This is a genomic window from Cupriavidus sp. JZ107 (assembly GCF_053903255.1).
On sequence record NZ_CP096481.1, the window covers coordinates 984,420 to 1,010,760 of the forward strand.

General features: G+C 69.0%; 23 protein-coding genes. 12 read left to right on the plus strand and 11 right to left on the minus strand.

Annotated features, from left to right (window positions below):
- Positions 1 to 34: 34 nt before the first annotated feature.
- From M1D55_RS14045 to M1D55_RS14055, 3 genes are all read left to right on the plus strand, one after another.
- Positions 35 to 247, plus strand: coding sequence for a KTSC domain-containing protein (locus M1D55_RS14045; RefSeq protein ID WP_006578331.1), 213 nt, complete (start codon positions 35 to 37; stop codon positions 245 to 247).
- 53 nt (positions 248 to 300) lie between these two features.
- A complete protein-coding gene (locus tag M1D55_RS14050; RefSeq protein ID WP_456282422.1) occupies positions 301 to 1,077 on the plus strand; it encodes a CPBP family glutamic-type intramembrane protease in 777 nt (258 codons plus the stop codon).
- 90 nt (positions 1,078 to 1,167) lie between these two features.
- Positions 1,168 to 3,798 carry a DNA polymerase II gene (locus M1D55_RS14055; RefSeq protein WP_456282423.1) on the plus strand — a complete coding sequence of 877 codons (2,631 nt, stop codon included), beginning with the start codon at positions 1,168 to 1,170 and terminating at the stop codon, positions 3,796 to 3,798.
- A 49-nt stretch (positions 3,799 to 3,847) separates the two neighbouring features.
- On the opposite strand, the gene M1D55_RS14060 is transcribed toward M1D55_RS14055, so the two are convergent.
- The 3 genes from M1D55_RS14060 to M1D55_RS14070 form a co-directional block, all read right to left on the minus strand.
- On the minus strand, positions 3,848 to 4,534 hold the full coding sequence (locus M1D55_RS14060; protein WP_456282424.1) for a hydrolase: 687 nt from the start codon (positions 4,532 to 4,534) through the stop codon (positions 3,848 to 3,850).
- Positions 4,535 to 4,701: 167 nt separating this feature from the next.
- Positions 4,702 to 5,667 (minus strand): LysR family transcriptional regulator, encoded by a 966-nt coding sequence (locus M1D55_RS14065; protein ID WP_456282425.1) that lies wholly within the window; start codon positions 5,665 to 5,667, stop codon positions 4,702 to 4,704.
- Between the two features lie 214 nt (positions 5,668 to 5,881).
- The gene (locus M1D55_RS14070) at positions 5,882 to 6,667 is read right to left on the minus strand and encodes an IclR family transcriptional regulator domain-containing protein (protein WP_064575881.1); all 786 of its coding nucleotides are present in this window, start codon (positions 6,665 to 6,667) and stop codon (positions 5,882 to 5,884) included.
- A 273-nt stretch (positions 6,668 to 6,940) separates the two neighbouring features.
- Here M1D55_RS14070 and M1D55_RS14075 point away from each other — a divergent pair, with 273 nt between their 5' ends.
- Both M1D55_RS14075 and M1D55_RS14080 read left to right on the plus strand, forming a co-directional pair.
- Positions 6,941 to 8,629 carry an acyl CoA:acetate/3-ketoacid CoA transferase gene (locus tag M1D55_RS14075; RefSeq protein WP_064575884.1) on the plus strand — a complete coding sequence of 563 codons (1,689 nt, stop codon included), beginning with the start codon at positions 6,941 to 6,943 and terminating at the stop codon, positions 8,627 to 8,629.
- A 284-nt stretch (positions 8,630 to 8,913) separates the two neighbouring features.
- A complete protein-coding gene (locus M1D55_RS14080) occupies positions 8,914 to 9,912 on the plus strand; it encodes a Bug family tripartite tricarboxylate transporter substrate binding protein (protein WP_456282426.1) in 999 nt (332 codons plus the stop codon).
- A gap of 232 nt (positions 9,913 to 10,144) precedes the next feature.
- Here the strand turns inward: M1D55_RS14080 and M1D55_RS14085 are convergent, their stop codons facing one another.
- The gene (locus M1D55_RS14085) at positions 10,145 to 11,593 is read right to left on the minus strand and encodes a D-serine ammonia-lyase (protein ID WP_456282427.1); all 1,449 of its coding nucleotides are present in this window, start codon (positions 11,591 to 11,593) and stop codon (positions 10,145 to 10,147) included.
- A 157-nt stretch (positions 11,594 to 11,750) separates the two neighbouring features.
- Here M1D55_RS14085 and M1D55_RS14090 point away from each other — a divergent pair, with 157 nt between their 5' ends.
- On the plus strand, positions 11,751 to 12,764 hold the full coding sequence (locus M1D55_RS14090) for a LysR substrate-binding domain-containing protein (protein ID WP_456282428.1): 1,014 nt from the start codon (positions 11,751 to 11,753) through the stop codon (positions 12,762 to 12,764).
- A gap of 312 nt (positions 12,765 to 13,076) precedes the next feature.
- On the plus strand, positions 13,077 to 14,585 hold the full coding sequence (locus M1D55_RS14095) for a DEAD/DEAH box helicase (RefSeq protein ID WP_456282429.1): 1,509 nt from the start codon (positions 13,077 to 13,079) through the stop codon (positions 14,583 to 14,585).
- Between the two features lie 97 nt (positions 14,586 to 14,682).
- Here M1D55_RS14095 and gluQRS read toward each other — a convergent pair whose 3' ends face one another.
- Together gluQRS and M1D55_RS14105 are read right to left on the minus strand one after the other, a co-directional pair.
- Positions 14,683 to 15,624: a tRNA glutamyl-Q(34) synthetase GluQRS gene (gluQRS, locus tag M1D55_RS14100; RefSeq protein ID WP_456282430.1), complete on the minus strand. Its 942-nt coding sequence runs from the start codon at positions 15,622 to 15,624 to the stop codon at positions 14,683 to 14,685.
- A gap of 6 nt (positions 15,625 to 15,630) precedes the next feature.
- On the minus strand, positions 15,631 to 16,554 hold the full coding sequence (locus M1D55_RS14105; protein WP_006579087.1) for a LysR family transcriptional regulator: 924 nt from the start codon (positions 16,552 to 16,554) through the stop codon (positions 15,631 to 15,633).
- A 150-nt stretch (positions 16,555 to 16,704) separates the two neighbouring features.
- Between M1D55_RS14105 and M1D55_RS14110 the strand changes: the two genes are divergently transcribed.
- Both M1D55_RS14110 and M1D55_RS14115 read left to right on the plus strand, forming a co-directional pair.
- Positions 16,705 to 17,403 carry a pirin family protein gene (locus M1D55_RS14110; RefSeq protein ID WP_456282431.1) on the plus strand — a complete coding sequence of 233 codons (699 nt, stop codon included), beginning with the start codon at positions 16,705 to 16,707 and terminating at the stop codon, positions 17,401 to 17,403.
- A 240-nt stretch (positions 17,404 to 17,643) separates the two neighbouring features.
- On the plus strand, positions 17,644 to 18,636 hold the full coding sequence (locus M1D55_RS14115; protein WP_023264866.1) for a CobD/CbiB family protein: 993 nt from the start codon (positions 17,644 to 17,646) through the stop codon (positions 18,634 to 18,636).
- Between the two features lie 91 nt (positions 18,637 to 18,727).
- Here M1D55_RS14115 and M1D55_RS14120 read toward each other — a convergent pair whose 3' ends face one another.
- From M1D55_RS14120 to M1D55_RS14130, 3 genes are all read right to left on the minus strand, one after another.
- On the minus strand, positions 18,728 to 19,033 hold the full coding sequence (locus M1D55_RS14120) for a putative signal transducing protein (protein ID WP_023264867.1): 306 nt from the start codon (positions 19,031 to 19,033) through the stop codon (positions 18,728 to 18,730).
- 201 nt (positions 19,034 to 19,234) lie between these two features.
- The gene (gene rsgA / locus M1D55_RS14125; protein WP_456282432.1) at positions 19,235 to 20,221 is read right to left on the minus strand and encodes a ribosome small subunit-dependent GTPase A; all 987 of its coding nucleotides are present in this window, start codon (positions 20,219 to 20,221) and stop codon (positions 19,235 to 19,237) included.
- Positions 20,218 to 21,465 carry a M48 family metallopeptidase gene (locus tag M1D55_RS14130; protein ID WP_006578133.1) on the minus strand — a complete coding sequence of 416 codons (1,248 nt, stop codon included), beginning with the start codon at positions 21,463 to 21,465 and terminating at the stop codon, positions 20,218 to 20,220. The genes rsgA and M1D55_RS14130 overlap by 4 nt, the downstream gene beginning before the upstream one ends.
- 139 nt (positions 21,466 to 21,604) lie before the next feature.
- Between M1D55_RS14130 and orn the strand changes: the two genes are divergently transcribed.
- On the plus strand, positions 21,605 to 22,270 hold the full coding sequence (gene orn / locus M1D55_RS14135; protein ID WP_456282433.1) for an oligoribonuclease: 666 nt from the start codon (positions 21,605 to 21,607) through the stop codon (positions 22,268 to 22,270).
- A gap of 124 nt (positions 22,271 to 22,394) precedes the next feature.
- Complete coding sequence (locus tag M1D55_RS14140; RefSeq protein ID WP_006578130.1) at positions 22,395 to 23,276, plus strand: AEC family transporter; 882 nt, start codon at positions 22,395 to 22,397, stop codon at positions 23,274 to 23,276.
- Positions 23,277 to 23,538: 262 nt separating this feature from the next.
- On the opposite strand, the gene mog is transcribed toward M1D55_RS14140, so the two are convergent.
- Together mog and yjgA are read right to left on the minus strand one after the other, a co-directional pair.
- The gene (gene mog, locus M1D55_RS14145; protein ID WP_006578129.1) at positions 23,539 to 24,183 is read right to left on the minus strand and encodes a molybdopterin adenylyltransferase; all 645 of its coding nucleotides are present in this window, start codon (positions 24,181 to 24,183) and stop codon (positions 23,539 to 23,541) included.
- Positions 24,180 to 24,794, minus strand: coding sequence for a ribosome biogenesis factor YjgA (gene yjgA / locus M1D55_RS14150; protein WP_006578128.1), 615 nt, complete (start codon positions 24,792 to 24,794; stop codon positions 24,180 to 24,182). Before yjgA ends, mog begins: the two co-directional genes overlap by 4 nt.
- A 137-nt stretch (positions 24,795 to 24,931) precedes the next feature.
- Here yjgA and pmbA point away from each other — a divergent pair, with 137 nt between their 5' ends.
- Positions 24,932 to 26,302, plus strand: coding sequence for a metalloprotease PmbA (pmbA, locus tag M1D55_RS14155; protein WP_456282434.1), 1,371 nt, complete (start codon positions 24,932 to 24,934; stop codon positions 26,300 to 26,302).
- Positions 26,303 to 26,341: the final 39 nt, after the last annotated feature.

The window sequence follows — 26,341 nt, forward strand, 5'->3', positions numbered from 1 at the left end:
GTTTGCGCTTCAGGCCTGCACGAGGACCGCAGCCATGCATCTCGAACCCGTCGAATCGTCCGTCGTGGCCGCGATCGGCTACGACTACCAAGGGCGCAAGCTCTTCGTCGAATTCGTCAGCGGCAATCTCTATCGCTACTTCGGCGTCCCGGCCAGCGTCCATCGCGATTTCATGGATGCCTCGTCGAAGGGCGGGTATTTGAACGACTACATCCTCGGCGCCTACGAGTACGAGCAGATCCGGTAGCCAATCGGCTGGCCAATCCGTTACCACCACCGTTGGCAGATTCCACAAGAACAATGCAGACGCAAGCCATCGACACCAAGCCGCTTCCGGCGCGCAATCCGACCCGCCGCCTGTTCCTGCTGACCTGGTGCGCCGGCCTTCCCGGCGTGATCGCCATGGTCTGGCTCGGCGTGCCCGTGCTGCTGCAGCACCAGCGCCTTCCGGTGCCGATGTGGGCGGTCGGCCTGGCCAGCGGCGTGCAGAGCGCGCTGTTGCTCGCGCTGGCGGCGTTCGTCGGGGCGAGGCTGGCCGGCAAGGTCGGGCTGCGGGCGCCCGCCATCGCGGCGCTCGCGTCAGGCGGGGCGCCGTGGCGCGCGCTGCGTCCGCAGTGCTTGCCGGGCCTGCTCGGCGGCCTGCTTGCGGGCGTGCTGCTGTGGGCCTTGATTGCCACGGCGCCGCAAGCGGCGGCACCGGTCCACAACGTGTCGATGCCGTTGGCCGTGCGGCTGCTTTACGGCGGCGTGACCGAGGAAGTGCTGGTGCGCTGGGGCTTGATGAGCCTGCTGGTGTGGATGCTGTGGTGGGGGCTGCAGCGAGGCGCCGGCACGCCGGGTCCGGTGCTGGTATCGATGGCCATCGCGATCAGCGCGCTGGTGTTCGGGCTCGCGCATCTGCCCGCGGCCGCAGCGCTCGCCGGACCGCTGGCGTGGCCGGTGGTGCTGCATCTGACGGCGGCCAACGCGGCCTTCGGGCTGATCGCCGGCTTGCTGTTCTGGCGCTACGGCCTTGAGGCGGCGATTATCGCGCATGTGGTGGCGCATTTGACGATGGCCGCGCTCGTCGGCAGGTGAACCTGCCAATGAGCGGACCAATGAGCGGGCCAATGAGCGGCGAAGCCCCATGGTAGACTCGCCGCCGACTGCCGGCCGCCCGCGCCGCAGATGCCCGCATCCTCGAACGTTTCCCGACACCCCACCGTGGCCCCGCCGCAGCACGGCTTCATCCTGACCCGCCATTGGCACGACACGCCGGCCGGCACCGAGATCGAGATCTGGCTGGCCACCGATGACGGTCCGCGGCGCCTGCGCCTGCCGCCGCAGCCGTGCGTCGCCTTTGTCCCCGAGGAGCAGCGCCCGCGCGTCGAGGCGCTGCTGAGCGGCGAGCCGCAGGCGGAAGTGAAGGCCCTGGCGTTGAAGGACTTCAGGCTGCGGCCGGTCATCGGCGTCTATTGCCGCCACTACCGTCAGCTGCTGCGCATCGAGAAGACGCTGCGGCAGGCCGGCATCGACGTCTACGAGGCCGACATCCGCCCGCCGGAGCGCTATCTGATGGAGCGCTTCATCACCGCGCCGGTACAGTTTTCCGGTCGGCCGGACGCGGACGGCGCGCTGGTCGACGTGCAGATCAAGCCGGCCGCCAGCTATCGCCCGCGGCTGCGCTGCGTGTCGCTCGATATCGAGACCAGCATGCAGGGCGATCTCTATTCGATCGCGCTGGAAGGCTGCGGCGACCGCACGGTGCTGATGCTGGGCCCGCCGACGGACGGCGATCCGCACGACGATAGCAACGATGCCGGCGCTTCGACACCGCCCCCTTTCCCCAACCCTCTCCCCCTGAGGGGGAGAGGGAGCGAACAGCGCGAACAAAGCGAACCCGTCCTCTCCTCTCTCCCGCTTGCAGGAGAGGGGCAGGGAAGAGCGAGCGAACAACGCGGACAGGGCGAACCATTCCTATCCCCTCTCCCGCTTGCGGGAGAGGGGCAGGGGAGAGGGCAGGGGCGCTCGCCAAGCCATCATCTCGAATACTGCGACAGCCCCGCCGACATGCTGCACCGGCTGATCGAATGGTTCGACCGGCACGACCCCGACGCGATCATCGGCTGGAACCTGGTGCAGTTCGACCTGCGCGTGCTGCGCCAGCATGCCGAGCAGTTGAAGGTGCCGCTGCGCCTGGGCCGCGGCGGCGCGCCACTCGAATGGCGGCAGCACGGCACGCGCGAGCACCATTACTTCGCCGCGCTGCCGGGCCGGCTGATCATCGACGGCATCGAGGCGATGCGGTCGGCGACCTGGAGCTTCGCCTCGTTCAGCCTGGAGTTCGTCGCGCGCTCGCTGCTGGGCGAGGGCAAGGACATCGACGATCCCTACGACCGGATGGACGCGATCGACCGCATGTTCGCGACCGACAAGCCGGCGCTGGCGCGCTACAACCTGAAGGACTGCGAGTTGGTCACGCGCATCTTCGAAAAGGCCGAGCTGCTCCAGTTCCTGCTGGACCGCGCCACCGTCACCGGCCTGGAGGCCGATCGCAGCGGCGGCTCGGTGGCCGCCTTCACGCACCTGTACCTGCCGCGCATGCACCGGCTCGGCTATGTGGCGCCGAACCTCGGCGACCAGCCGGAGCAGGCCAGTCCCGGCGGCTTCGTGATGGACTCGCGCCCCGGGCTGTACGACTCGGTGCTGGTGCTCGACTACAAGAGCCTGTATCCGTCGATCATCCGCACCTTCCTGATCGATCCGGTCGGGCTGGTCGAGGGTATGCACAGCGACGACCCGGCGGCCACGGTGCCCGGCTTTCGCGGCGCGCGCTTCTCGCGCGACAGCCACGCGCTGCCGGCCATCGTCGCCGAGATCTGGCAGGGCCGTGACGCCGCCAAGCGCGACGGCAACAAGCCGCTGTCGCAGGCGCTGAAGATCATCATGAACGCGTTCTACGGCGTGCTGGGTTCGACGGGCTGCCGCTTCTTCGACGCGCGGCTGGCGTCGTCGATCACGATGCGCGGCCACGAGATCATGCGCAGGACGCGCGAGCTGGTCGAGGGGCGCGGCTATACCGTGATCTACGGCGATACCGATTCGACCTTCGTCGCGCTCGGCCGCCGTCATGCTGACGACGAGGCGGACCGCATCGGGCGCGAGCTGGTCGCGCACATCAACGGCTGGTGGCGCGAGCATCTGCGTCGGCAGTACGGCCTCGACAGCACGCTGGAGATCCAGTACGAGACCCACTACCGGCGCTTCCTGATGCCGACGGTGCGCGGCGCCGAGGACGGCAGCAAGAAGCGCTATGCGGGCCTGGTGCGTGGTGCCGACGGCAGCGAGCAAATGGTGTTCAAGGGGTTGGAGGCGGTACGCACCGACTGGTCGCCGCTGGCGCAGGCGTTCCAGCAGGAGCTGTATCGGCGTGTGTTCCAGGGCGAGCCGTATGCGGACTACGTCCGCGATTACGTCGCCAGGCTGCTGCGCGGCGAGCTCGATGCGCTGCTGGTCTATCGCAAGCGCCTGCGCCGGCAGCTGGACGACTATCAGCGCAATGTGCCGCCGCATGTGCGCGCGGCGCGCGTCGCCGACGACTTCAACCGTGAGCGAGGCCGGCCGCTGCAATACCGGCAGGGCGCGTGGATCCAGTACGTGATGACGATCGCGGGCCCGGAACCGCTGGAAGTGCGGCGGGCCCCGATCGACTACGACCACTATCTGACCCGGCAGCTGCAGCCGGTCGCCGACGCGATCCTGCCCTTTGTCGGCGACGCCTTCGACAACGTGGTCAGCCGGCAGTTGGGGTTGTTCTGACTGTTCCAGCCGCCGGCGCGGCGTCGCGTCGGTTCAGTCGTTCAGTCGTTCAGTTCGCCGCCACCGGCGCGATCGACTCGTGCGGCGTGGCGGTGCGCTGCGCGGCCTTGTGGACCATCGTGTAGGCGTAGTCGATGCCCATGCCGTAGGCGCCCGAATGCTGCTGCGCCATGCCGATCACCGCGTCGTAGGTGCCGCGGCGCGCCCAGTCGCGTTGCCATTCCAGTGCGACCTGCTGCCAGGTCACCGGCACCACGCCGGCCTGGATCATCCGCTGCATCGCGTAATCATGCGCGTCCTTCGAGGTGCCGCCCGATGCGTCCGCCACCATGTAGATCTCGTAGTCGCCTTCCAGCATCGCACTCAGCGCAAACGTGGTGTTGCAGACCTCGGTCCACAGCCCGGCCACGACCACCTTCCTGCGGCCGTTGGCGGCCAGCGCGTCGCGCACCTTCTGGTCGTCCCACGAGTTCATCGAGGTCCGCTCGAGCGTCTTCTCGTTCGGGAACACATCGAGCAGTTCCGGATAGGTGTAGCCCGAGAACGATTCGCTCTCGACCGTGGTGATGACGGTCGGAATCTCGAAGATCTTCGCGGCCTTGGCCAGGCCCACCACATTGTTCTTCATCAGCTGGCGGTCCATCGACTGCACGCCGAAGGCCATCTGCGGCTGGTGGTCGATGATGATCAGCTGGCTGTTTTGCGGGGTCAGGACTTCGAGCTTCGGGTTCGACATGGTGGTTCCTTTGGTCAGTTTTTGTGAAATTCGTTGAATCCGTCGCGGCGCGCTTCGTTTCGGTGTCGTGCTGCGATGGGGTGAACTATACGGACCAAGGAAACCGCAGAGCCGGCCGGTTTGCGAAGAAGTTGTTCAGTATATTTGAATTGAGATCGGCGGCGCTTTCAGCCCGTGGCAACGCCGCCGTCGTGAACTGTGCCGGCCGCGCCGTCGCGCAGCGTCGCACCCGGCCATTTCCCTTCGCGCACCAGCGTGCGCGCGACATCGGTCAGCACCACGCGCGCGGCCAGCGCGGCGGGCGACAGTTCGTCGTCGTTCAGGCTGACCAGCAGGTTCGGCCGGACCGCGCGCTCGTCGAGCAGCGGCACGCTGGCCAGCCGGTCGCTGTGGGTGCGCGCCAGCGCCGCGCCGGGCTGGATCGTCGCGGCGAGGCCGCCCTGCACGGCGTCCATCAGCACCGCCAGCCCGTCGACCTCGGCGACGATGCGTGGCTGCGCCTTGGCGTCATGGAAGCAGCTGGTCACCAGCGCGCGCAGTCCATGCGTGCCGCTCGGCAGCACCAGCGGCAGGCCGGCCAGCGAGGCCATCGCCACGCCTTCGCCGTCGGGCATGCCGGCGAGGGAGCGCACGCCGATCACGAACAGCCGTTCGTCGAGCAGCGGCTGCACGGTCCAGCGCTGCGCGGGTTCGTCGTTGAACAGCATCGCCAGATCGATCTGGCGCGCGTTCAGCATCGCGGCCAGATAGCCCGACAGGCTTTCGACCATGCGCAGCCGCACGTCGGGGTAGCGCTCGGCCATCGCGCGCATGAAGGGCAGGCCGAGCACGCTGGCGGTGGTCGGCGCCAGCCCGACGCTGACATGGCCGGACAGGCGCGCATGCCGCGCGGCCTCGGCGGCGTCGTCGATATGCCGCAGCGCCAGTTGCGCCTGGCGCCAGAAGGCGAGGCCGGCATCGGTGGGCAGCACGCCGCTGGAGGTCCGCTGCAGCAGCCGCGTCGACAGCTCGCTCTCGAGCCGGCTGATCTGCTGGCTCAGCGCCGAGGTGACGACGCCCAGTTCGAGCGCCGCCTTGCCCATGCTGCCGTGCTGCACCACGGAGACGAAGTAGCGCAGTTGTCTGAGTTCCATGCCCGATCCGCCGTGGTGCTGTTCAAAGGCCGAATGGTAGCGAAGATGCCGATCAACCCTACAGGCGGGTGATGTGCGCGGGCCAAACCTTGAGCAAGATAGCGGCCGTGGGCCCGAATGCATGTCGGCCCCGCTACCACTGTGCCCCGCAGCTCCCCGGCTTGCGGGGCTTTTTTTGTGTTGAGCCCGAATCCGGCCGGTGGGCGTTGCGCGCTCAGCGGGCGCGCAGCACTGCCTCGATCGCCGCGGCCGCCTCGCGCAGCGGCGACAGGTAGCGCTCGACCAGCGTGCCGGCATTGCGGCTGCCGAGCACCATGCTGAAGCCCAGGCCGGCGACCACCTTGCCGGCCTGGTCGTGCAGCGGCACCGAGATGCCGGCGAAGCCGTCGACCAGCTCGCTGACCAGCACGCAATGGCCGTCCTCGCGCACCTGCGCCAGCGTGGCGCGCAGCGCCTCGCGCGAATCGATCGTGAACGGCGTCAGCTTGCGCAGCTCGGCGTGCGCCAGGTAGCGCTCCAGCGCTTCGTCGTCGAGTCCCGCCAGCAACACGCGGCCCAGCGAATGCGCGTACGCCGGCATGCGCCGGCCGATCGCCATGTCCACGCGCAGGATCTGGCGCGGCTCCTCGCGCGCGACCAGCACCACGGCGTCGTCGTCCAGCATGCCGACCGAACACGTCTCGCCGCAGCGGCTCGCCAGCGCGCGCAAATGCGGCTGGGCCAGCCGCGGCAGGCTCATCGAGGCGAAATAGGCGTAGCCAAGCTCCATCACGCGCGGCGTCAGCGAGAACTGCCGGCCGTTCTGCGCCAGATAGCCGTTGTGGTGCAGCGTCAACAGCAGCCGGCGCGCCGCTGCGCGGGTGACATCGAGCCGGTCCGCGACGTCCTGCATCGTCAGGCTCTCGACGCCGCTGGCGAACAGCCGCAGCAGCGCCAGCCCCTTGTTCAGGGAGTCGAGCAACTCATCCTTCTTCTGCGTCGGCGCCTCGGCTTCGGGCATGGCGTGGGTCCTGGAGGAAGCGTTGAAGTGACGTGGAATATACGTCGCGGTGGAGTTGCGGCGATTTTAGTGCCGACTTCGGACTTGCGCGACTCGGCAGGTCGTCCGTATGATACGGCGTTCCGCGAACAAATGTTCGCGAAAACGCAACCCCGATTTTTGCGCCCGATTTTTACGCCCGATTTTTACGCCAACAAGCGCGCTCCGATGCCGGGCGCCGGCGGCGACAGCGGCACCCGCATCGGCGGACGTGCCGCAGCATCAGGAGACAGCATGAAGGTGATCACCGCGCACCAGGCGGCGGCGCTGGTACAGGACCGATGGACGGTGGCAAGCGCCGGCTTCGTCGGGGCCGGCCATGCCGAGGCGGTGACCGAGGCGCTCGAGCGGCGCTTTCTGCAGAGCGGCCTGCCGCGCGACCTGACGCTGGTCTATTCGGCCGGGCAGGGCGACCGCGGCGCACGCGGCGTCAATCACTTCGGCAATGCGGGCATGACCGCGTCGATCGTCGGCGGTCACTGGCGCTCTGCGACCCGGCTCGCCGACCTGGCGATGGCCGAGCAGTGCGAGGGCTACAACCTGCCGCAGGGCGTGCTGACGCACCTGTACCGCGCGATCGCCGGCGGCAAGCCCGGCGTGATGACCAAGATCGGCCTGCACACCTTCGTCGATCCGCGCAGCGAGCGCGATCCGCGCTACCACGGCGGCGCCGTCAACGGGCGCGCCCGCGAGGCGATCGCCGCGGGCCGCGCCAACTGGGTCGAGGCGGTGTCCTTCCGCGGCGACGACTACCTGTTCTATCCGAGCTTCCCGATCCATTGCGCGCTGATCCGCTGCACCGCGGCCGACCCGCGCGGCAACCTGAGCACGCATCGCGAAGCCTTCCACCACGAGCTGCTGGCGATGGCGCAGGCCGCGCACAACTCCGGCGGCATCGTGATCGCGCAGGTCGAGCAGCTGGTCGACCATCACGACAACCTGCAGGCCATCCATGTGCCGGGCATCCTGGTCGACTACGTGGTGGTCAGCGAGGACCCGGCCCATCATCAGATGACGTTCGCCGAGCGCTTCAACCCGGCCTACGTGACGCCGTGGCGCGGCGAGTCGGCGGCGAAGAATGCGGCGAACGATGCAGCGCCGGCCCGTGTCGACGCCGATGCGCGCGTGGTGCCCGATCCCGACCCGGCGCCCGCGGCGCTCGACGCCCGCACCATCGCGCAGCGCCGTGCCGTGCTGGAGCTCGCCAGGCGCCGGCCGCGCGTGGTCAATCTGGGCGTCGGCATGCCGGCCGCGGTCGGCATGCTGGCCGAACAGGCGGGGCTGGACGGCTTCACGCTGACCGTCGAGGCCGGCCCGATCGGCGGCACGCCGGCCGACGGCCTGAGCTTCGGCGCGTCGGCCTATCCCGAGGCGGTGATCGACCAGCCCTCGCAATTCGATTTCTACGAGGGCGGCGGCATCGATCTGGCCATCCTCGGCCTGGCCGAACTCGACGGCCACGGCAACGTCAACGTCAGCAAGTTCGGCGAGGGCGCGCAGGCGCTGATCGCCGGCGTCGGCGGCTTCATCAACATCACGCAGAGCGCCAAGGCCGTGGTCTTCATCGGCACGCTGACGGCCGGCGGACTCGAGGTCCGCGCCGAGGGCGGCCAGTTGCAGATCGCGCGCGAGGGCCGCGTCAGGAAGATCGTGCCCGAGGTCTCGCACCTGAGCTTCAACGGGCCATACGTGGCCTCGCTGGGCGTGCCGGTGCTGTACATCACCGAGCGCGCGGTGTTCGAGATGCGTGCCGACGCCAACGGGGAAGCCCGCCTGACGCTGATCGAGATCGCACCCGGCGTGGACCTGCAGCGCGATGTGCTGGCGCAGTGTGCGACGCCGATCGCGGTCGCGCTGGATCTGCGCCCGATGGACGCCTGCCTGTTCCGGCCGGGACCGTTTTCGATCGCCACGGCGGGCTGAAGCGCAATAACGCGTGCCAACGGGCGCCAACGCGCCATTGACTCAGAGACCGATTCGCGGGGCGGAGCATCGACCGCCCTTCCTCCACGACAACGACAAGGCCGGACCACCGGCCACGCTGTACACCAAGGAGACCAACCACGCCTTGTTTCGACTGGAAATGACGGGATCGATTTGCGCTCCAGGGGCCCGCGGGCTGCCATGCGAGTTGCCAAGCGTTACCTGTGTCGCCGGCGCGCCCGACGCGGATCGCGCCGATTTCGGATGACGTTTCTCTTGTTGCCATGCAGAACACAAGCCGCCGTACCTTCGCGCGCCGCCTGGGCGCCGCCATGCTGACCGTTTCGCTGCCGCTGTGCGCCACCCAGGCGTTCGCCGACAGCTATCCCGCCAAGCCGATCCGGCTGGTGGTGCCGTTCCCGCCGGGCGGCCCGACCGATACCGCCGCCCGCATCATCGGCCAGAAGCTCAGCGATTCGCTGAAGCAGCCGGTCGTGGTCGACAACCGCCCCGGCGCCTCGGGCACCATCGGCGCCGAGACCGTGGCCAAGAGCCCGGCCGACGGCTATACGCTGCTGGTGCTGGCCACGCCGACGCTGATCGCGCCGCACCTGATCGACCGCAAGGGCTACGACCTGTTCAAGGACTTCGCGCCGATCGGCGCTGCCTACGATCTGCCGATCGTGATGGTGGTCAATCCGAACGCGCTGCCCGACGTGACCACGCTGCAGCAGTACATCGCCAAGGCCAAGGCCAAGCCGGGCGAGATGAACTACACCAGCGCCGGCAACGGCAGCTTCGGTCATCTGTCGACCGAGCTGCTGCAGAACCTGGGCAGCTTCGACGTGCAGCACGTGCCGTACAAGGGCAGCGCGCCGGCGATGTCCGACCTGCTCGCCGGCCAGGTGCCGATGATGTTCTCCGACATGATCGCCGCGCTGCCGCATATCAAGGCCGGCAAGCTGCGCCCGATCGCGGTGGGCTCGGCCAAACGGGTCAGCTTCACGCCCGAGGTCAAGACCGTGGCCGAGCAGGGCTTCCCGGGCTTCGAGGCGACCGCCTGGGGCGGCCTGCTGGCGCCGGCCGGCACGCCGAAGGAGATCATCGCGAAGCTGTCCGCCGAGCTGAAGGCGGCGCTGGCCGATCCGACCGTCCAGCAGAAGATGCTGGGCGCGGGCACCGTGGCGGCCTATATGCCGCCCGAACAGTTGGCCGCGCGGATGCGCGCCGACGACAAGAAGTGGGGCAAGGTCATCCAGGACAACGGCATCAAGGGCGACTGATACGCCCGCGCCCGTCATGGGCGCACCGTAGCTTGCCTGTCTTAGCGGGGTAGGGTGAGGGCCGGCGATCGTATGGTCGCCGGCCCTTGCTCTTTGTGGCGGCCCTCGATGGTTGCCAGCGATGGCCGCCGTAAATGTCTGCGCTCGGTGACTGCGCTCGGTGACTGCGCTCGGTGACGGCGGTCTGTGGCTGCGCTCGATGGCTGCAGCCGATCGCGGTCTGCTCGGGCCCTTACTGCCGTGCCGACGAGCCCGCAAGCGCCTCGCCGCGCGCGAGAAAGTGCCGGTATTCCTCCGGGGGAACGAACAGGCCGCCGGTGGTCCAGACCAGATGCGTGGCGGTGCCCATCGCGTCGGCCAAGCCATGGCGGGCCAGATAGGCCTGCCCGGCCTCGGTGCCTGTCAGCATCGCCGGTCCGCTGAAGCCGGCGGCGGCCGAAGGCTCGATCTCGATGCCGGCATCGCGCCTGGCCAGGTACAGGTCGCGGAACAGCCGCTCGTCGGCCACGGTGTAGACGCCCGACAGCAGTTCGCGCATCGCCGCCGCGGCCAGCTCGGAGGCGCGCGGCACCGCGAGGCCGTCGGCCTCGGTGCGATTGCTGAGCCCGTAGTCGTAGACCGAGGGATTGCCGCCGGCGCCGTTGACCTCGGCGCCGATCATCTGCACCAGGAAGCAGGGCGACTGGGTCGGCTCGGCAAAGAAGCAGTGCGCGTGCGGACCGTACAGCTGCTTCAAGCCGAAGGCGATGCCGGCCGGCGCGCCGCCGACGCCGCACGGCAGGTAGACGAACAGCGGCCGCTTTGCGCCGGGCGCGATGCCATGCTCGCGCAATTGCGCATCGAGCCGCAGCACCGCCGCGCTGTAGCCCAGCAGCAGCGACAGCGAACGCTCGTCGTCGACGAAGTGGCAGGCCGGGTCCTGCCGCGCCTGCGCGCGGCCCGCGGCCACCGCCTGCTGGTAGTCGCCCTCGTGCTCGATCACCTCGACGCCGCGTGCGCGCAGCCGGTCCTTCTTCCACGGCTTGGCGTCGGCCGACATGTGCACCACGGCGCGAAAGCCCAGCGCGGACGCCATCACGCCGATGCTCAGGCCCAGATTACCGGTCGAGCCCACCGCGACCTGGTAGCGCGAGAAGACCGCGCGCGCCGCCGGTTCGGCCAGCCGGCGATAGTCGTCGGGGCCGGCATCGTTGGTCACCAGTCCATGTTGCACGGCCAGCCGTTCGGCGGATTCCAGCACCTCGTGGATGCCGCCGCGCGCCTTGATCGACCCCGCCACCGGCAGGCTGTGATCGGCCTTGATCCACAGCGCGCCGCTGCCGGGCGGCAAGCCGATCGCGGACGCCAGCGCCGCGGCCGGCATCACCGGCGATTCAATGGCGCCGGCGCTGTCCACCAGTTCGGGAAACAGCCGCTGCAGCAGCGGGGCAAAGCGCTCGAAGCGGGCGTGGGCCGCGTGGACATCAGCTAGACTAATATCCTTCGCGCCTGCGCGGACTGGGGCCGGGGTTTGCGGCGCGAGTAGCGGATTGGTCCACAGGCATGGCCGGGCCTCGCCGAGCGCCGCCAGCAGCGTGGCATCGGCGGCGGGCACCGGAGCGCTTGCCGCTGCGGAATGGGTGTGTTCGCGCGGGGAAAACGTGGTGTTCTGGTTGGAGTCGTTCATTTCGGTGGTCGGCATGGGAACGCCATTCGAGCGCGGTTGGCGTTGTTCTGCGGCGATCGGGCAGGCAACCCTCGGCCGGCGCCTGTTCCGCATTGTTCTCCCAGGCACCGATTCCGGCAAATCATTCGTGCTCGGCCACGCATTAGTGCAGCTAATGATGACGGTGACAACGATGACAACGACGCTCTCTTCCTCGCTGCTGGCCTGGCTGCGCTGCTTCGAAGCCGCTGCGCGCCACCGCAGCTTTACCCGCGCCGCCGAGGAGCTGTGCGTGACGCAGGGCGCGGTCAGCCAGCAGGTCAAGCAGCTGGAGCAATGGCTGGGGCGCCCGCTGTTCGTGCGCACGCCGCGCGCGCTGATGCCGACGCCCGAGGGCGAGCGGTTGCGCGTGGTGCTGCGCGAGTCGTTCGAAGCGATCGCGGGTGCGCTGAGCCAGTTGCGCCGGCGCGGCGAGGCCGGGCCGGTCTCGCTGTCGTGCTCGCCGTCGTTCGCGATGCGCTGGCTGACGCCGAGGATGGGCAGCTTCTTTCGCGACCATGCCGACATCGGACTGCGCGTGCATGGCGAATTCCAGGCGCTGGACCGCGGCCGGATGCTGCGCGAGGGCATCGATGCGGCGGTGCGCTTCGATCCCGGGGCGTACCGCGACGTGCATGCGCGGCGCTTCCTCGACGAATGGCTGCTGCCGGTGGCCAGCCCCGCCTTCGTCGCCGCGCATCCGGAACTGCGCTCGCCGGCCGATCTGCGCGGGGAACTGTTGCTGCACGACGCCAGCCCCTGGGACGGCGCCGGCGAGTTCGACGAATGGGCCGCGTGGCTGCAGCAGGCCGGCGTCACGGTGCAGGATCTGGAGCAGGGCCAGCGCTTCAACCTGTCGCAACTGGCGATCGGCGCGGCGCTGGCGGGGCAGGGCGTCGCGATGGGACGGACCGCGCTGGTGCTGGAAGACCTCGAGGCGGGCCGGCTGGTCGATCTGTTCGGCCTGCATCTGCCGAGCCCGGCCGCCTATCACTTCGTATCGGCCCAGGGACAGCGAGCCGAGGTGGCCGCGATCGAGGCGTGGCTGGTGTCGGAAGGGGCGGCATTCGGCGCGCAACGGGACCAGTGGCGCCAGGCCTCCGGCAAGGCGCGGACACCGGCGACGCGCCCGCCCCGTAGGCCTCGTACGCGACGGCCAGGGCAATGAGTCGTCGCGCCGCGGCGCTACCACAGCGCCGCGCGCTGTACTACCCCGCATCTGCCCGCTGTTGTAGAATCTAAGTCTTTGATTCTGTAGCGCTATTGATCGGCGTGCCCAGATATTGCCGATCTGGTTGCCGATCTCGGCGCGGCAGGGGCCTCGAAGTCGGTGCCGGAACGTGGCGCCGGCCCCAGTCCCCATCCGCCCGATCCGCCCTTGCCGCCCAGGCCAAGCGCTGCGCGGCTACCGCCAGTTCCATTGCGTTCGATCGATGCGTGTCCGCTGGCGCCGGGTTCGCCTTCGCCAGACACCCATACCATGACCACCACCACGAACACGAACACCTCTGCTGTACCGACTCCCGCCGACGACATCACGTTCGACAGCTTCGGCCTCGACCCGCGCGTGCTGCGCGCGCTGTCCGAGCAGGGCTATACCAAGCCGACGCCGATCCAGGCGCAGGCAATCCCGGTGGTGCTGCTGGGCAAGGACGTGATGGGCGCCGCGCAGACCGGCACCGGCAAGACCGCGGGCTTCGCGCTGCCGATCATCCAGCGCCTGCTGCCGCTGGCCAACGCCAGCGCCTCGCCGGCGCGGCACCCGGTGCGCGCGCTGATGCTGACGCCGACGCGCGAACTGGCCGACCAGGTCTACGACAACGTGGCCCGCTATGCGCGCCACACCGACCTGCGCAGCACCGTGGTGTTCGGCGGCGTCGACATGAATCCGCAGACCGACGCGCTGCGGCGCGGCGTCGAGATCCTGGTCGCGACCCCGGGCCGCCTGCTCGACCACGTGCAGCAGAAGTCGGTCAACCTGTCGCAGGTGCAGATGCTGGTGCTCGACGAGGCCGACCGCATGCTGGACATGGGCTTCCTGCCGGACCTGCAGCGCATCATCAACCTGCTGCCGGCCAAGCGCCAGACGCTGCTGTTCTCGGCGACCTTCTCGCCCGAGATCAAGAAGCTGGCGGCCAGCTACCTGCACCAGCCGGTGACGATCGAAGTGGCGCGCAGCAACTCGGCCAACGAGAACGTGCGCCAGACCGTGTACCAGGTCCAGGACGGCCAGAAGCAGGAGGCCGTGGTGCATCTGCTGAAGCAGCGTGCCGACCAGGGCCTGTCGCGCCAGTGCATCGTCTTCGTCAACAGCAAGATCGGCTGCTCGCGGCTGGCCCGTCATCTGGAGCGCGAGGGCATCAATGCCGCCGCGATCCACGGCGACAAGACGCAGACCGAACGGATGCAGACGCTGGAGGGCTTCAAGCAGGGCACCATCGACGCGCTGGTGGCGACAGACGTCGCCGCGCGCGGCCTGGACATCGCCGACATGCCCTGCGTGATCAACTTCGATCTGCCGTTCAACGCCGAGGACTATGTGCACCGGATCGGCCGTACCGGCCGCGCCGGCGCCACCGGCGATGCGCTGTCGATCTTCGTGCCCGGCGACGAGCGTCTGCTGGCCGATATCGAGAAGATGCTGAAGCGGCAGATTCCGCGCGCGCAGCTCGAAGGCTTCGATCCGTCGGCGGCGCGCTTCCGTGCCGCCGACGACGATCGCCGCCGCGGCCGCTCGGCCGAGCCGCGCCGCCCGCGCGCCGACAGCGAGGAGCGTCCGCGCAAGCCCGACCACGGCAATGCGCGCAATGCCTTCCGCGCCTCGGACGACCCGTTCTTCTCGCGGCCCTATGAGCCGAGCCCGAGCGCGTCGTCGGCGTCGTCCACGTCCAGCGAGTCGACCCTCGATCCGCGTCAGGTTGGCCTCGCGCGCGCCCGGCCGAAGCGCCCGGTCGCCGCGCTGCTCGGCGGCGTGCCGCGCAAGTCCTGATCGCGTCGGGCTGAGCCGATCCGTCTTTCCCGCGAACGCGGGAAGCCAGCGTCTTCCATTTTGCCGGGTCCCGTCTGCGCGGGGACGGCAAGGCCGCTCAGTTCGACACCCACCGCGCCGCCCACTGCGCGGTCGCCTCGGCCAGCCAGCCTTCCACATCGGCGCGGCCGCTGCGCAAGTCCAGATGCGCGCCGGCGGCGCGCAGCGCGTCCAGCGGCGCCAGCGCGTCGATCGCTTCCGCGCCGGTCTGCTTGCTCAGTTTTTCCCCGATCTCGTTGACCACGACGGGCACATGCAGATAGGCCGGCGTCGGCAACCCCAGCAGCCGCTGCAGATGGATCTGCCGCGGCGTCGAATCCAGCAGGTCGGCGCCGCGCACGATATCCGTGATGCCCTGCAGCCCGTCGTCGACCACCACCGCCAGTTGATACGCCCACAGGCCATCGGCCCGGCGCAGCACGAAGTCGCCGAGCTCGGTGGCCAGGTCCTGGCATTGCCGGCCCTGCCAGCGGTCGTCGAAGCACAGCAGCGCCGCCTCGCCGTCCGGCACGCGCACGCGCCAGGCGCGCGGCAGCTTGCCGTGCAGGCCGCCGCGGCAGGTGCCGGGGTAGGCCAGCGTCTGATGGCGCTCGCGGACATGGCGCAGCGAGTCGGCGATTTCCTTGCGCGAGCAGCCGCAGGGATAGACCAGCCCGGCCGCCTCGAGCCGGTGCAGCGCGTCGGCGTACAGCGGCTCGCGCCGGCTCTGCCAGACCGGCGCCTCGTCCGGATGCAGGCCGAGGCGCTCGAGCGTATGCAGGATCTGCCGGTCCGCGTCGCGCACGCAGCGCGGATAGTCGATGTCCTCGATGCGGACCAGCCACTGGCCGCCGTGGGCGCGGGCATCGAGCCAGCTGGCCAGCGCGGTGACCAGCGAGCCCAGATGCAGTGGGCCGGTGGGGGAGGGGGCGAAGCGGCCGCGGTATTGCGGGTTTGACGGCCGGCGATCGGTCGGCGGACGATCGGACGGCTGATCGGTCTGCCCGGGTACTGCGCTCATGTCTGGCTACTCCGGCGCGCCCGGTTGCTGCGACAGCAGCGCCTGCGCCAGCCGCGGATTCTGCAGCTTGTCGGTCCACCACTGCAGCGCCTTGCCGCGATTGCTGGTGCGCCAGGCGATGGTGAAGGTACCGGGCGCGCGCACCTCGACGGTCTCGCGCACCTGCAGCACGCCGCTCTCGATATGCGGCTGCGCCATCGGCGCCGGCAGCCAGCCGCAGCCCAGGCCGCGGATCTGCGCATCGAGCTTGTCGCGCATGGTCGGCACCACCAGCATGTCCTGCCCGGCCAGCACGCCATGCGTGCGCGCCGGCAGGTTGCGCGAGGTATCGCCGACCGCGACGATGCGGTGCCGGGCGATCTGCGTGCTGGTCAGCGGCCCCGGTTCGCTGGCGAGCGGATGGTGGGCGGCCACGGCGAACACGAAGGGCATCGCGCCGAGCGAACGGATCTGGAAGCCCTGGGTGCTGGGCGCATCGTAGGCGCCGCCGATCACCAGGTCGGCGCGGTTGCTGACCAGCGCGTCCCAGGAGCCGCCCAGCACCTCCTTGGCGAAGCGCAGACGCGTGGCGCTGTTCTCCGCGTAGAAGTCCTGGATCACCGGCAGCAACGCACGGAAATTGATCAGGTCGTCGACGACGATATTGAGGCTGGCCTCCCAGCCGGTGGCCAGCCGCTTGACGCGGCGCGCCAGGTCGTCGGCCGCGTGCAGCAGGTGGCGGCCCTCGTCGAGCAGCGCGCGGCCGGCCGGCGTCAGCTCGGCGCGGTGGCGGCGCCGGTCGAACAGCAGCACGTCGAGGTCTTCTTCGAGCCGGCGCACCACATAGGTCAGCGCCGACGGCACCTTGCCCATTTCATGCGCGGCGGCTGCGAAGCTGCCCTTGCGTTCGATCGCGTCGAGAACTTCCAGGGATTCGAGAGAGAGTGGCATATTCAGAAATTCTGAATGAGTGCTTGCAAATGGCCCGCCGCAAATATAGCGCAGCCGTCCTAAACTTCCTAGCATCGTTGCAGAACAGACGGTCTATATGCAAGTCCGGCAGGACGAAGCAGCGGACCACTAGCCAGGAAGGACATCAAAATGATTGAAATTCGCAAGTCCGCAGAACGTGGTTACGCCGACCATGGTTGGCTGCAGTCGTATCACAGCTTCTCGTTTGCCGACTACTTCGACCCGCGCCATGTGCAGTTCGGGCCGCTGCGAGTGATCAACGAAGACCGCGTCGCGCCCGGCATGGGCTTCGGCACCCATGGTCATCGCGACATGGAGATCATCAGCTATGTGCTGTCGGGCGAATTGGCGCACAAGGACAGCATCGGCAACGGCAGCGTGATCCGCCCCGGCGACGTGCAGCGGATGAGCGCCGGCACGGGCGTGCGGCACTCGGAGTACAACCACGCCGCGCACGACACCACGCATTTCCTGCAGATCTGGATCGTGCCCGATCGCAACGGCATCGAACCGGGCTACGAGGAGAAGCACTTCGACGCCGCCGACAAGCGCGGCCGGCTGCGCCTGGTCGGCAGCCCCGACGGTGCCGACGGCTCGGTGCGGATCCACCAGGACGTGCGCCTCTTTGCCGGCCTGTTCGACGGCGACGAGGCCGCCACGCTGGCCCTGGCCCCGGGACGGCGCGCCTATGTGCACGTCGCCCGCGGCGCCATCACGGTCAACGGCCAGGCGCTGGAGGCTGGCGATGCGGCCAAGCTGGAGGAGGTCGACGCGGTCACCCTGACGCAGGGCGACGCGGCCGAGGTGCTGGTATTCGATCTGCCGTGACATGCCGGAGGTCGTCCCCGCGAAAGCGGGGACCCCGTGACGCATTTCTGTGTCGCAAGCCGCTGCATCGGCGCAGGCGCGGGGACGACGGGATTTCGGCAAGCAGATGTAACGCGAAGTCCCGGCGCGGCAGGGCAGGCGGAAGCGCTGTGCTATCTTCTCGCTATAGATAAGCGCCCGGACCAGCACATGGTCCGGGACGGCCCGGCAGCTCGCCTTGCCGCCCATTTCCGACCCGAGATGACCTTCGTTTCCGTCCTTCTTGCGCTGATCGCCGAGCAGTTCCGCGCCCTGGGCCGCAACAATCCCATTTATGAAATGGTGCGGGCGCTCGCCGAACGCGCCGAGCGCGCCTTCGACACCGGCCGGCCGCGCGACGCGGCGCTGGCGTGGATGACGGTGGCGCTGCCGCTGACGCTGGCGGCGCTGGCGGTCCACCATCTGCTGGCGACGATCAGCGTGGCGCTGACGCTGGCGTGGAACGTGCTGCTGCTGTACCTGACGCTGGGCTTCCGCCAGTTCAGCCACTACTTCACCGATATCCACGACGCGCTGAACCGAGACGATCCGGCCACTGCCCGTGCGTTGCTGCACGAGTGGACCGGGCTCGACACCGTCGACATGCCGGTCAGCGAAATCGTGCGCCACACGCTCGAGGCGGCCATCGTTGCCGTGCACCGGCACGTGTTCGGCGTGTTCTTCTGGTTCCTGCTGCCGATCGGCCCGGCCGGCGTGGTGCTGTACCGCGTCGCCGAATATCTGTCGCGCCAATGGAACCTGCCGTCGTCCGAGCGCAGCCCGGCGTTCGGCCGGTTTGCCGCGCGCGCCTTCCATCTGATGGACTGGGTGCCGTCGCGGCTGACGGCGATCGGCTTTGCGATCGTCGGCAACTTCGAGGACGCGGTCTACGCGTGGCGCAACCATGCGCGCAAGTGGCGCGACGAGACCAACGGCATCCTGCTGGCCAGCGGCGGCGGCGCGCTCGGCGTGCGGCTCGGCACGCCGCTGGCCGAGGACGACACCAGCGTGGTGCTGGCGACCCCCGGCACCGGTGCGGCGTTCGACTATGCCCCGGGCATGGAGGACGACGGCGCGCCGGAGCCGGCCGCGCCGGAGCTCGGCGCCGATCCCGGCGTACGGGCGCTGCAGTCGGCGGTCGGCCTGGTCTGGCGCGCGGTGGTGCTGTGGATGCTGCTGCTGGCGATGCTGTCGCTGGCCAGCTGGGTCGGCTGAGGTTCGCCAGGGGTACGGCCAAGGTGGGGGCAAGTTCCGGCAGGCCGGGAGGGCGGCCGGAACAGCGGCCGGAACAGGTCTTACCTCCGATTCAGGGCCGAGGGCTGCCGCACTGCCAGCAGGCGCCGAACTGCGCCTCGTGCCATTCGCCGCAGCGCGCGCAGCGCCAGCGCGGCCCCGGCGCCGGATTCGCGGCGGCATCGAGTACCGCCCACGCTTCCTCTTCGCGCGCATCGTCGAGCAGCCACACCTGCGGCGCGCTCTCCTGAAACGGAATATCGCCGGTCGCGCCGGCCAGCCACGTATTGCGCAATTGCGCGCGGATGCCCGCGGCCAGCAGCAGATTGCGGCAATGGGCCGCATGCACCAGCGAGGGCGTCGACAGCAGCAGTTTCATCGGCGTCAACGGCAGTGGGGATGCTTTGGACCTTAGCACGGGCGCGGTGCCAAGGCAGCAAATCACGCGATGAGCCGCTCCCTCTCCCGCTTGCGGGAGAGGGTTGGGGAGAGGGCAGGGGGCGGTGCAAGGGCCAGGGCATTGGCCAATGCCGCTGCCCTCTCCCGCGAGCGGGAGAGGGGGAGACCATCTACAGCACTGCTACCACGGCTTCTGCTGTCGCGACTCGTGCAGCAGCTGCAGGTACAGCTGGTGCCGCCGCGGCGCGATGCCGCCGGCTTCGACCGAGGCCAGCACGCCGCAGCCCGGCTCGTTGATATGGTGGCAGTTGTAGAAGCGGCATTCGGTCAGCCGCGGGCGGAATTCGGGGAAGGCGCGCTCGAGCATGCCTTCGGACAGATGGTGCAGGCCGAACTCCTGGAATCCGGGCGAATCGATCAGGCTGCCGCCCTGGCCCCAGTCGTCGGGCAGGTGGTATAGCCGCGTGAACGTCGTGGTGTGCTTGCCCGAATCGAGCTTGGCCGAGATCTCGCGGGTTTGCGCCTCGACGCCGGGAATCAGCAGGTTCAGCAGCGACGACTTGCCCATGCCGGACTGGCCGATCAGGATCGTCGCGCGCCCGGCGGTCAGCGGACGCAGCTGCGCCAGCGCGTCGTCGGGATTGCCGTGCACCGACAGCTCGACGGTGCGATAGCCCAGCTGCCGGTACAGCGTCAGCCGGCGCCGCGCGTCCTCCAGCCGGTCGGTCAGGTCGGTCTTGTTCAGCAGGATCAGCGGCGCGATTTCCAGCGCCTCGGCGGACACCAGCGCGCGGCCCAGCAGGTCCTCGGAGAAGCTCGGTTCGGTCGCCAGCACGATCGCGACCTGGTCGATATTGGCGGCCAGCAGCTTGGACTTGAACTGGTCCGAGCGATGCAGCAGATTGCGGCGCGGCTCGACCTCGACGATCACGCACTGATCGGCCGCGGCACGTTCGACGCGCACGCGGTCGCCGACCGCGCATTCGCTCTTCTTGCCCCGGGGAAACGCATGCATGCGCGTGCGCTCGCCATCGTCGAGCTCGATCACATAGTGGCGGCCGTGCGCGGCCACGATCAGCGCGGATTCGCGCGCGGCGGCGTTGGGCACGGCGGCGCCGGCGGGTCGGCGCTGGGCGTCGCCGCCGCGTAGTCGGGCGGGGCGGCTCATGCGTGCGCCAGCAGACGGTCGATGCGCTGCGCCGCGGGCGGGTGCGAGTAGTAGAACGCGCTGTAGAGCGGATCGGGCGTCAGCGTCGACGCATTGTCCTTGTACAGCTTGACCAGCGCCGACACCAGATGGCCCGCATCGGCATGCTCGGCGGCGAACGCATCGGCCTCGAACTCGTGCCGGCGCGAGGTCAGGCTCGACAGCGGCCCGAGCAGGAACGTGAATACCGGCAGCGTCAGGAAGAACAGCACCAGCGCCAGCGCGTGGCTGTCGGACATCAGGTTCGGCAGCACGCCCAGGCCCGTGTAGAACCACGCCTGCGTCGACAGCCAGCCCAGCAGCGCCAGGAAGGCCAGGCTCAGCGCGAAGGTCACGACGATGCGCTTGACGATATGGCGCCGCTTGAAGTGGCCGAGCTCGTGCGCGAGCACCGCCTCGATCTCGTCGGCGTTCAGCCGCGACAGCAGCGTGTCGAAGAAGACGATGCGCTTGGCCGCGCCGAATCCGGTGAAATAGGCGTTGCCGTGCGCGCTGCGGCGCGAGCCGTCCATCACGAACAGGCCCTTGCTGGCGAAGCCGCAGCGGCGCATCAGCGCTTCGATGCGCTGTTTCAGCGTCTCGTCGGTCAGCGGCTCGAACTTGTTGAACAACGGCGCGATCCAGGTCGGGAAGATCACCAGCAGCACCAGGTTGAAGGCCATCCAGACCATCCAGGTCCACAGCCACCACCACGTGCCGGTCCGGTCCATCAGCCACAGCACCGCCAGCAGCAGCGGCAGGCCCAGCACCGCGGCGACCACCAGCATCTTGATGGTGTCGACGAGCCACAGCCGCCAGGTCATCCGGTTGAAGCCGAAGCGCTGCTCGATGCCGAACTGCGCGTACAGCGTGAAGGGCAGCTCGGCCAGCCCGCCGATCAGCGCGACGCTGGCGATCAGCGCGACGCCATAGGCATAGCCGGGGCCGAAGGTGCCGTACCAGAACTGGTTCAGCCAGTGCAGGCCGCCGAGCAGCGTGAAGCCGATCAGCACGGCGGCGCCGGCGAGCACCTCGAGCATCGACAGCCGCGTGCGGGCGATCGTGTAGTCGGCGGCCTTGCGGTGCGCGGCCAGCGAGATCGTATCGGCGAAGCGCGGCGGCACGGTGTCGCGATGCAGGCCGACATGGCGAACCTGGCGCGCGGCCAGCCACAGTTTGGTGAGCACCATCACCACCAGGGCGACGAGAAAAAGCAGCGTGAACATCGGGTCCTTGCCTTGTGGAGCGGTCTAGTGCCTTCGATATGCGAGAATTATATGACTTCGCGCCGGCACACCCGCCAGGGCCCACGATGCCGACGCACGATATTCCCATCCCTCCGCTATCCGATCCTCACGCAGTCCGATGACAAGCTCCAGCCCCGCCGCCTCCGTACCCCCCGCCGCGCCCGCCTCCGCCCCGCCCGCCGTCAAGTCGGTCAAGAGCGAAAACAACCTGGTCTGGCTCGATATGGAGATGACCGGGCTGTCCCCCGAGAACGACCGCATCATCGAGGTGGCGGTGGTGGTCACCGACTCCGAGCTGCATATCCTGGCCGAGGGTCCGGTGCTGGTGATCCACCAGGACGACGCCGTGCTCGACGCGATGGACAACTGGAACAAGGGCACCCATGGCCGCTCGGGCCTGATCGACAAGGTCAAGGCCTCGACGCTGACCGAGGCGCAGGCCGAAGCCGAACTGCTCGCCTTCCTCAAGCGCTGGGTGCCGGCCGGCAAGTCGCCGATGTGCGGCAATTCGATCTGCCAGGACCGCCGCTTCATGGCGCGCTACATGCCCAAGCTCGAGGCGTTCTTCCACTATCGCAACCTCGACGTGTCGACGCTGAAGGAGCTGTGCAAGCGCTGGGAGCCGGCGATCCACAAGGGTTTCATCAAGCGGCAGCTGCATACTGCGCTGGCCGATATCCTCGAGTCGATCGAGGAGCTGCGCTACTACCGCACGCATTTCATTCGCAGCAGCCAGCAGGCGGCGCCGGCGCAGGACGCGGCGGGCTCCACCGGCGCAGCCTGACCCAGCCGGTTCGTCGTTCCCGCGGATGCGGAAACCCAGTGACTTGCGATGAGCCGCTGGGTCCCCGCCTGCGCGGGAACGACGGGCATCGCGGCTCGATTCGATCCTTCCTCCCCATCCCGCCATGCTTGAGCGCATCGTCTCGATCATCACGCCCGTCATCCTGATCATCCTGGTCGGCTGGCTGTACGGGCGCAAGGCCCATCCCGACATGGCGGGCATCAACCGCGCGACGCTCGACGTGATCGCGCCGCTGCTGGTGGTGTCGGCCTTCGTCAGCAAGGAGTTCGTGCTGGCCGACCAGCTCGCGCTGCTGGCCTGCGCGGTCGGCGTGGTGCTCGGCTCGGGCCTGCTCGCGCTCGGCGCGGCGCGGCTGATGGGCGCGGACCCGCGCACCTTCGTGCCGCCGATGATGTTCAACAACTCGGGCAACATGGGGCTGCCGCTGTCAGTGTTCGCCTTCGGGCCGGCCGGGCTGGCCCCAGCGGTGGCGCTGTTCGCGGCCTCGAACCTGATGCACTTCACGCTGGGGCTGAAGATCGTCAATCGCCATGCCTCCCTCGCGCAGATCTCGCGCAACCCGATGGTGCTGGCGACGATCGCCGGCGTCGGCCTGTCGCTGGCGCGCCCGTGGTTCGCGCTGCCCGATCCGGTCTATCAATCGATCAAGCTGCTGGGCGACGCCACCGTGCCGCTGATGCTGTTCGCGCTGGGCGTGCGGATGAAGGACGTCAATCTGCGCAACTGGGGCATGGGGGTGGCCGGCGCGGTGATCTGCCCGCTGACCGGCATCGCCTGCGCGCTGGCGCTGGCGGCGGTGGTGCCGCTGACCGAGCTGCAGCGCGGCCTGCTGTTCGTGTTCGCCGCGCTACCGCCGGCCGTGCTGAATTTCCTGGTGGCCGACCATTTCCGGCAGGAGCCGGACCAGGTGGCGTCGATCGTGCTGCTGGGCAATATTGCCGCGGTGGTGTTCGTGCCGGTCGGGCTCTATCTGGGGCTGCGGTAGGCGTCCGCCTCCGGGCTGCCCTCTCCCCCAGCCCCTCTCCCGCAAGCGGGAGAGGGGAGCGCCGAGCGAGCGCGACCAGTGCTTTCGATGTGTCCCTCTGCCCCAAGCGGGAGAGGGGAGCGAGTGCGGGAGATGCCTTCGGTGTCTGATCTTCCGGCAAGCGGGGGAAGGGGTAGAGCTCGGCAAATGCCCTCGGTGTTCCCCTCTCCCGCCTCTCATGCGTGCGGGAGAGGGGCAGGGGCGAGGGCAACCTCGGTGCCGCTCAGCCCTTCTGCCGGATCGCGTGCTTCGGCCGCCAGGCCTTGACCACGGCCTCGTCGGTCTCGATGTAGGGGCCGCCGATCAGGTCGATGCAGTAGGGCACCGCGGCAAAGATGCCTTGCACGACGGGCTTGCCGTCGTCGCCGCGCAGCCCTTCGAGGGTTTCGCGGATCGCGCGCGGCTGGCCCGGCAGGTTGATGATCAGCGCCGCACGGCTCGGCGTTTCGCGGATCACCGCCACCTGGCGCGACAGGATCGCGGTCGGCACGAAATGCAGGCTGACCTGGCGCATCTGCTCGCCGAAGCCAGGCATTTCCTTGGTGCCGACCGCCAGCGTGGCTTCCGGCGTCACGTCGCGGCGCGCGGGACCGGTGCCGCCGGTGGTCAGCACCAGGTCGCAGCCGGCCACGTCGACCAGCTCGATCAGCGTGCGCGAGATCTGCGCCTGTTCGTCGGGGATCAGCCGTTCCACGCCCTGCCACGGCGAGGTCAGCGTACGGCCGAACCATTCGCGCAGCGCGGGGATGCCCTCGTCCTGATAGGTGCCCGCGGACGCGCGGTCCGAGATCGACACGAAGCCGACGACAAGTTCGTCGGGGTGGCGGCGAGCCACGGGCTGGCCGATGGTTTGGGCAAGGTCGCTCATGCGGGCTCCTGATCCTCTCCGGTTGAAGGCGCGGCGGACGCCGCACCGGGCTGCTCGCGCGCCTCGAGCGCGCTCTTGATCGCCTGGAACAGCTCGCGGAAATGCTTCGGCGGCTTGGCCAGCTGCTGTTCCTTGCGCGCGTTGCGGATCAGGCTGCGCAGCGCCTGCACGTCGACGCTCGGATGCTCGGCGAGGAAGCGCGTCAGCGCCTCGTCGTCCTTGAGCAGCAGCTCGCGCCAGCGCTCGATCAGATGCAGCCGGGCGGTCTCGGCCTTGCTGGTGCCCTTGAAGCCGTCCAGCGCGCGCCGAATGGCGTCGATCTCGTCGTCGTTCAGGCCGCGCATCACCTTGCCGACATACTGCATCTGGCGGCGCTTGCCTTCGTGGCTGGTAATGCGGCGGGCCTCGCGGATCGCGTCCTCGAGCACCTCGGGCATCGGCACGCGCGCCAGCCGGTCCTTGGGCAGCGCCTCGAGCTCGCTGCCAAGGTCCTGCAGCGCATGCATGTCGCGCTTGCGCTGAGACTTGCTCTTGGGCGAATCGTCTTCGGGCTCGGGGGCAAAGGCGCCGGGAAAGCCGGCGCCGGGGGAGTGGCGGGGATGTCGCGTCATGGGCGGCATTTTATCTTGCTATGATTCCCGTTTGGGTTTCCGTTTGCCCTTCCCGGCTCCCACGGCGCCCCGGCTCGCCGCCGGAATCGCCTCCGCCACGCCCGACCTTCGCCAGACCTACCAGGCCAGACTTACGCATGTCCGATCTCATGACCGACCAGAACGTCCACTTTACCTATACCCAGGCGCAACTGAGCGAAATGGCAGCCGATGTGCTGCGCGTCGCCCGCGAACTGGGCGCCACCGATGCCGCCACCGAGATTTCCGAGGGCAGCGGCCTGTCGGTCTCGGTGCGCAAGGGCGAGGTCGAGACGATCGAGCAGAACCGCGACAAGGTGGTCGGCGTGACCGTGATGATCGGCAAGCGGCGCGGCAATGCCAGCACGTCGGACTTCTCGCCGGCCGCGCTGCGCGCCACCGCCGAGGCCGCCTACAACATCGCGCGCTTCACCGCCGAGGACGACTGCGCGGGCCTGGCCGAAGAGGAACTGCTCGAACGCGATCCGCTCGACCTGGACCTGTTCCACCCGTGGGCCATCGACGCCGAGCAGGCTATCGAGATCGCGCGCCGTGCCGAGGCCGCGGCCTTCGCGGTGTCGCCGCGCATTCGCAACAGCGACGGCGCCAGCGTATCGGCGCAGCATTCGCAGTTCGTGCTGGCCACCACGCGCGGTTTCGTCGGCGGCTATCCGTATTCGCGCCATTTCGTCTCGTGCGCGCCGATCGCCGGCAGCGGCGGCGGCATGCAGCGAGACGACTGGTATTCGTCCAAGCGCGCGCCCGCGGCGCTGGCCGAGCCCGAAGCGATCGGCCGCTACGCCGCCGAACGCGCGCTGGCGCGGCTGCATGCGCGCAAGCTGTCGACGCGCCGCTGCCCGGTGCTGTTCGAAGCCCCGCTGGCGGCAGGACTGCTGGGCGCCTTCGTGCAGGCGGTATCGGGCGGCGCGCTGTATCGCAAGTCGACCTTCCTGTACGACACGCTGGGCAAGCCCGTCTTCGCGCCGCATATCGACATCCATGAGCGTCCGCATGTGCCGGGCGCGATGGGCAGCGCGCCGTTCGACGAGGAGGGCGTCAAGACCCGTGCCCGCGACGTGGTGCGCGATGGCGTGGTGCAAGGCTATTTCCTGTCGACCTATTCGGCCCGCAAGCTCGGCATGCAGACCACCGGCAATGCCGGTGGCTCGCACAATCTGGCGCTGACCAGCAAGCTGACGGAGCCGGGCGACGATTTCCCGGCGATGCTGCGCAAGCTGGGCACCGGCCTGCTGGTGACCGAACTGATGGGGCAGGGCGTCAACTACGTGACCGGCGACTATTCGCGCGGCGCCTCGGGCTATTGGGTCGAGAACGGCGTGATCCAGTACCCGGTCGAGGAAATCACGATCGCCGGCAACATGGCCGAGATGTTCCGCCAGATCGTCGCGATCGGCGCCGACACGCTGGTGCGCGGCACCAAGGAGACAGGCTCGATCCTGATCGAGCAGATGACGATCGCGGGGAATTGAGACGCGGGAAACTAAGGGCGCCTGCCATCGGCTCCCCTC

Bases quoted from the DNA above. Each gene is read 5' to 3' on its own strand.
- M1D55_RS14105 (WP_006579087.1), bottom strand. From the start codon at position 16,554: ATGCCACTCTCTCTCGAATCCCTGGAAGTTCTCGACGCGATCGAACGC.
- mog (WP_006578129.1), bottom strand. From the start codon at position 24,183: ATGAGCGACCTTGCCCAAACCATCGGCCAGCCCGTGGCTCGCCGCCAC.
- M1D55_RS14050 (WP_456282422.1), top strand. From the start codon at position 301: ATGCAGACGCAAGCCATCGACACCAAGCCGCTTCCGGCGCGCAATCCG.
- M1D55_RS14085 (WP_456282427.1), bottom strand. From the start codon at position 11,593: ATGCCGACCACCGAAATGAACGACTCCAACCAGAACACCACGTTTTCC.
- M1D55_RS14115 (WP_023264866.1), top strand. From the start codon at position 17,644: ATGACCTTCGTTTCCGTCCTTCTTGCGCTGATCGCCGAGCAGTTCCGC.
- M1D55_RS14140 (WP_006578130.1), top strand. From the start codon at position 22,395: ATGCTTGAGCGCATCGTCTCGATCATCACGCCCGTCATCCTGATCATC.
- M1D55_RS14120 (WP_023264867.1), bottom strand. From the start codon at position 19,033: ATGAAACTGCTGCTGTCGACGCCCTCGCTGGTGCATGCGGCCCATTGC.
- pmbA (WP_456282434.1), top strand. From the start codon at position 24,932: ATGTCCGATCTCATGACCGACCAGAACGTCCACTTTACCTATACCCAG.
- M1D55_RS14070 (WP_064575881.1), bottom strand. From the start codon at position 6,667: ATGCCCGAAGCCGAGGCGCCGACGCAGAAGAAGGATGAGTTGCTCGAC.
- yjgA (WP_006578128.1), bottom strand. From the start codon at position 24,794: ATGACGCGACATCCCCGCCACTCCCCCGGCGCCGGCTTTCCCGGCGCC.
- M1D55_RS14090 (WP_456282428.1), top strand. From the start codon at position 11,751: ATGACAACGACGCTCTCTTCCTCGCTGCTGGCCTGGCTGCGCTGCTTC.
- M1D55_RS14075 (WP_064575884.1), top strand. From the start codon at position 6,941: ATGAAGGTGATCACCGCGCACCAGGCGGCGGCGCTGGTACAGGACCGA.
- M1D55_RS14095 (WP_456282429.1), top strand. From the start codon at position 13,077: ATGACCACCACCACGAACACGAACACCTCTGCTGTACCGACTCCCGCC.
- M1D55_RS14045 (WP_006578331.1), top strand. From the start codon at position 35: ATGCATCTCGAACCCGTCGAATCGTCCGTCGTGGCCGCGATCGGCTAC.
- M1D55_RS14080 (WP_456282426.1), top strand. From the start codon at position 8,914: ATGCAGAACACAAGCCGCCGTACCTTCGCGCGCCGCCTGGGCGCCGCC.
- rsgA (WP_456282432.1), bottom strand. From the start codon at position 20,221: ATGAGCCGCCCCGCCCGACTACGCGGCGGCGACGCCCAGCGCCGACCC.
- gluQRS (WP_456282430.1), bottom strand. From the start codon at position 15,624: ATGAGCGCAGTACCCGGGCAGACCGATCAGCCGTCCGATCGTCCGCCG.
- M1D55_RS14055 (WP_456282423.1), top strand. From the start codon at position 1,168: ATGCCCGCATCCTCGAACGTTTCCCGACACCCCACCGTGGCCCCGCCG.
- M1D55_RS14110 (WP_456282431.1), top strand. From the start codon at position 16,705: ATGATTGAAATTCGCAAGTCCGCAGAACGTGGTTACGCCGACCATGGT.
- M1D55_RS14060 (WP_456282424.1), bottom strand. From the start codon at position 4,534: ATGTCGAACCCGAAGCTCGAAGTCCTGACCCCGCAAAACAGCCAGCTG.
- M1D55_RS14065 (WP_456282425.1), bottom strand. From the start codon at position 5,667: ATGGAACTCAGACAACTGCGCTACTTCGTCTCCGTGGTGCAGCACGGC.
- M1D55_RS14130 (WP_006578133.1), bottom strand. From the start codon at position 21,465: ATGTTCACGCTGCTTTTTCTCGTCGCCCTGGTGGTGATGGTGCTCACC.
- orn (WP_456282433.1), top strand. From the start codon at position 21,605: ATGACAAGCTCCAGCCCCGCCGCCTCCGTACCCCCCGCCGCGCCCGCC.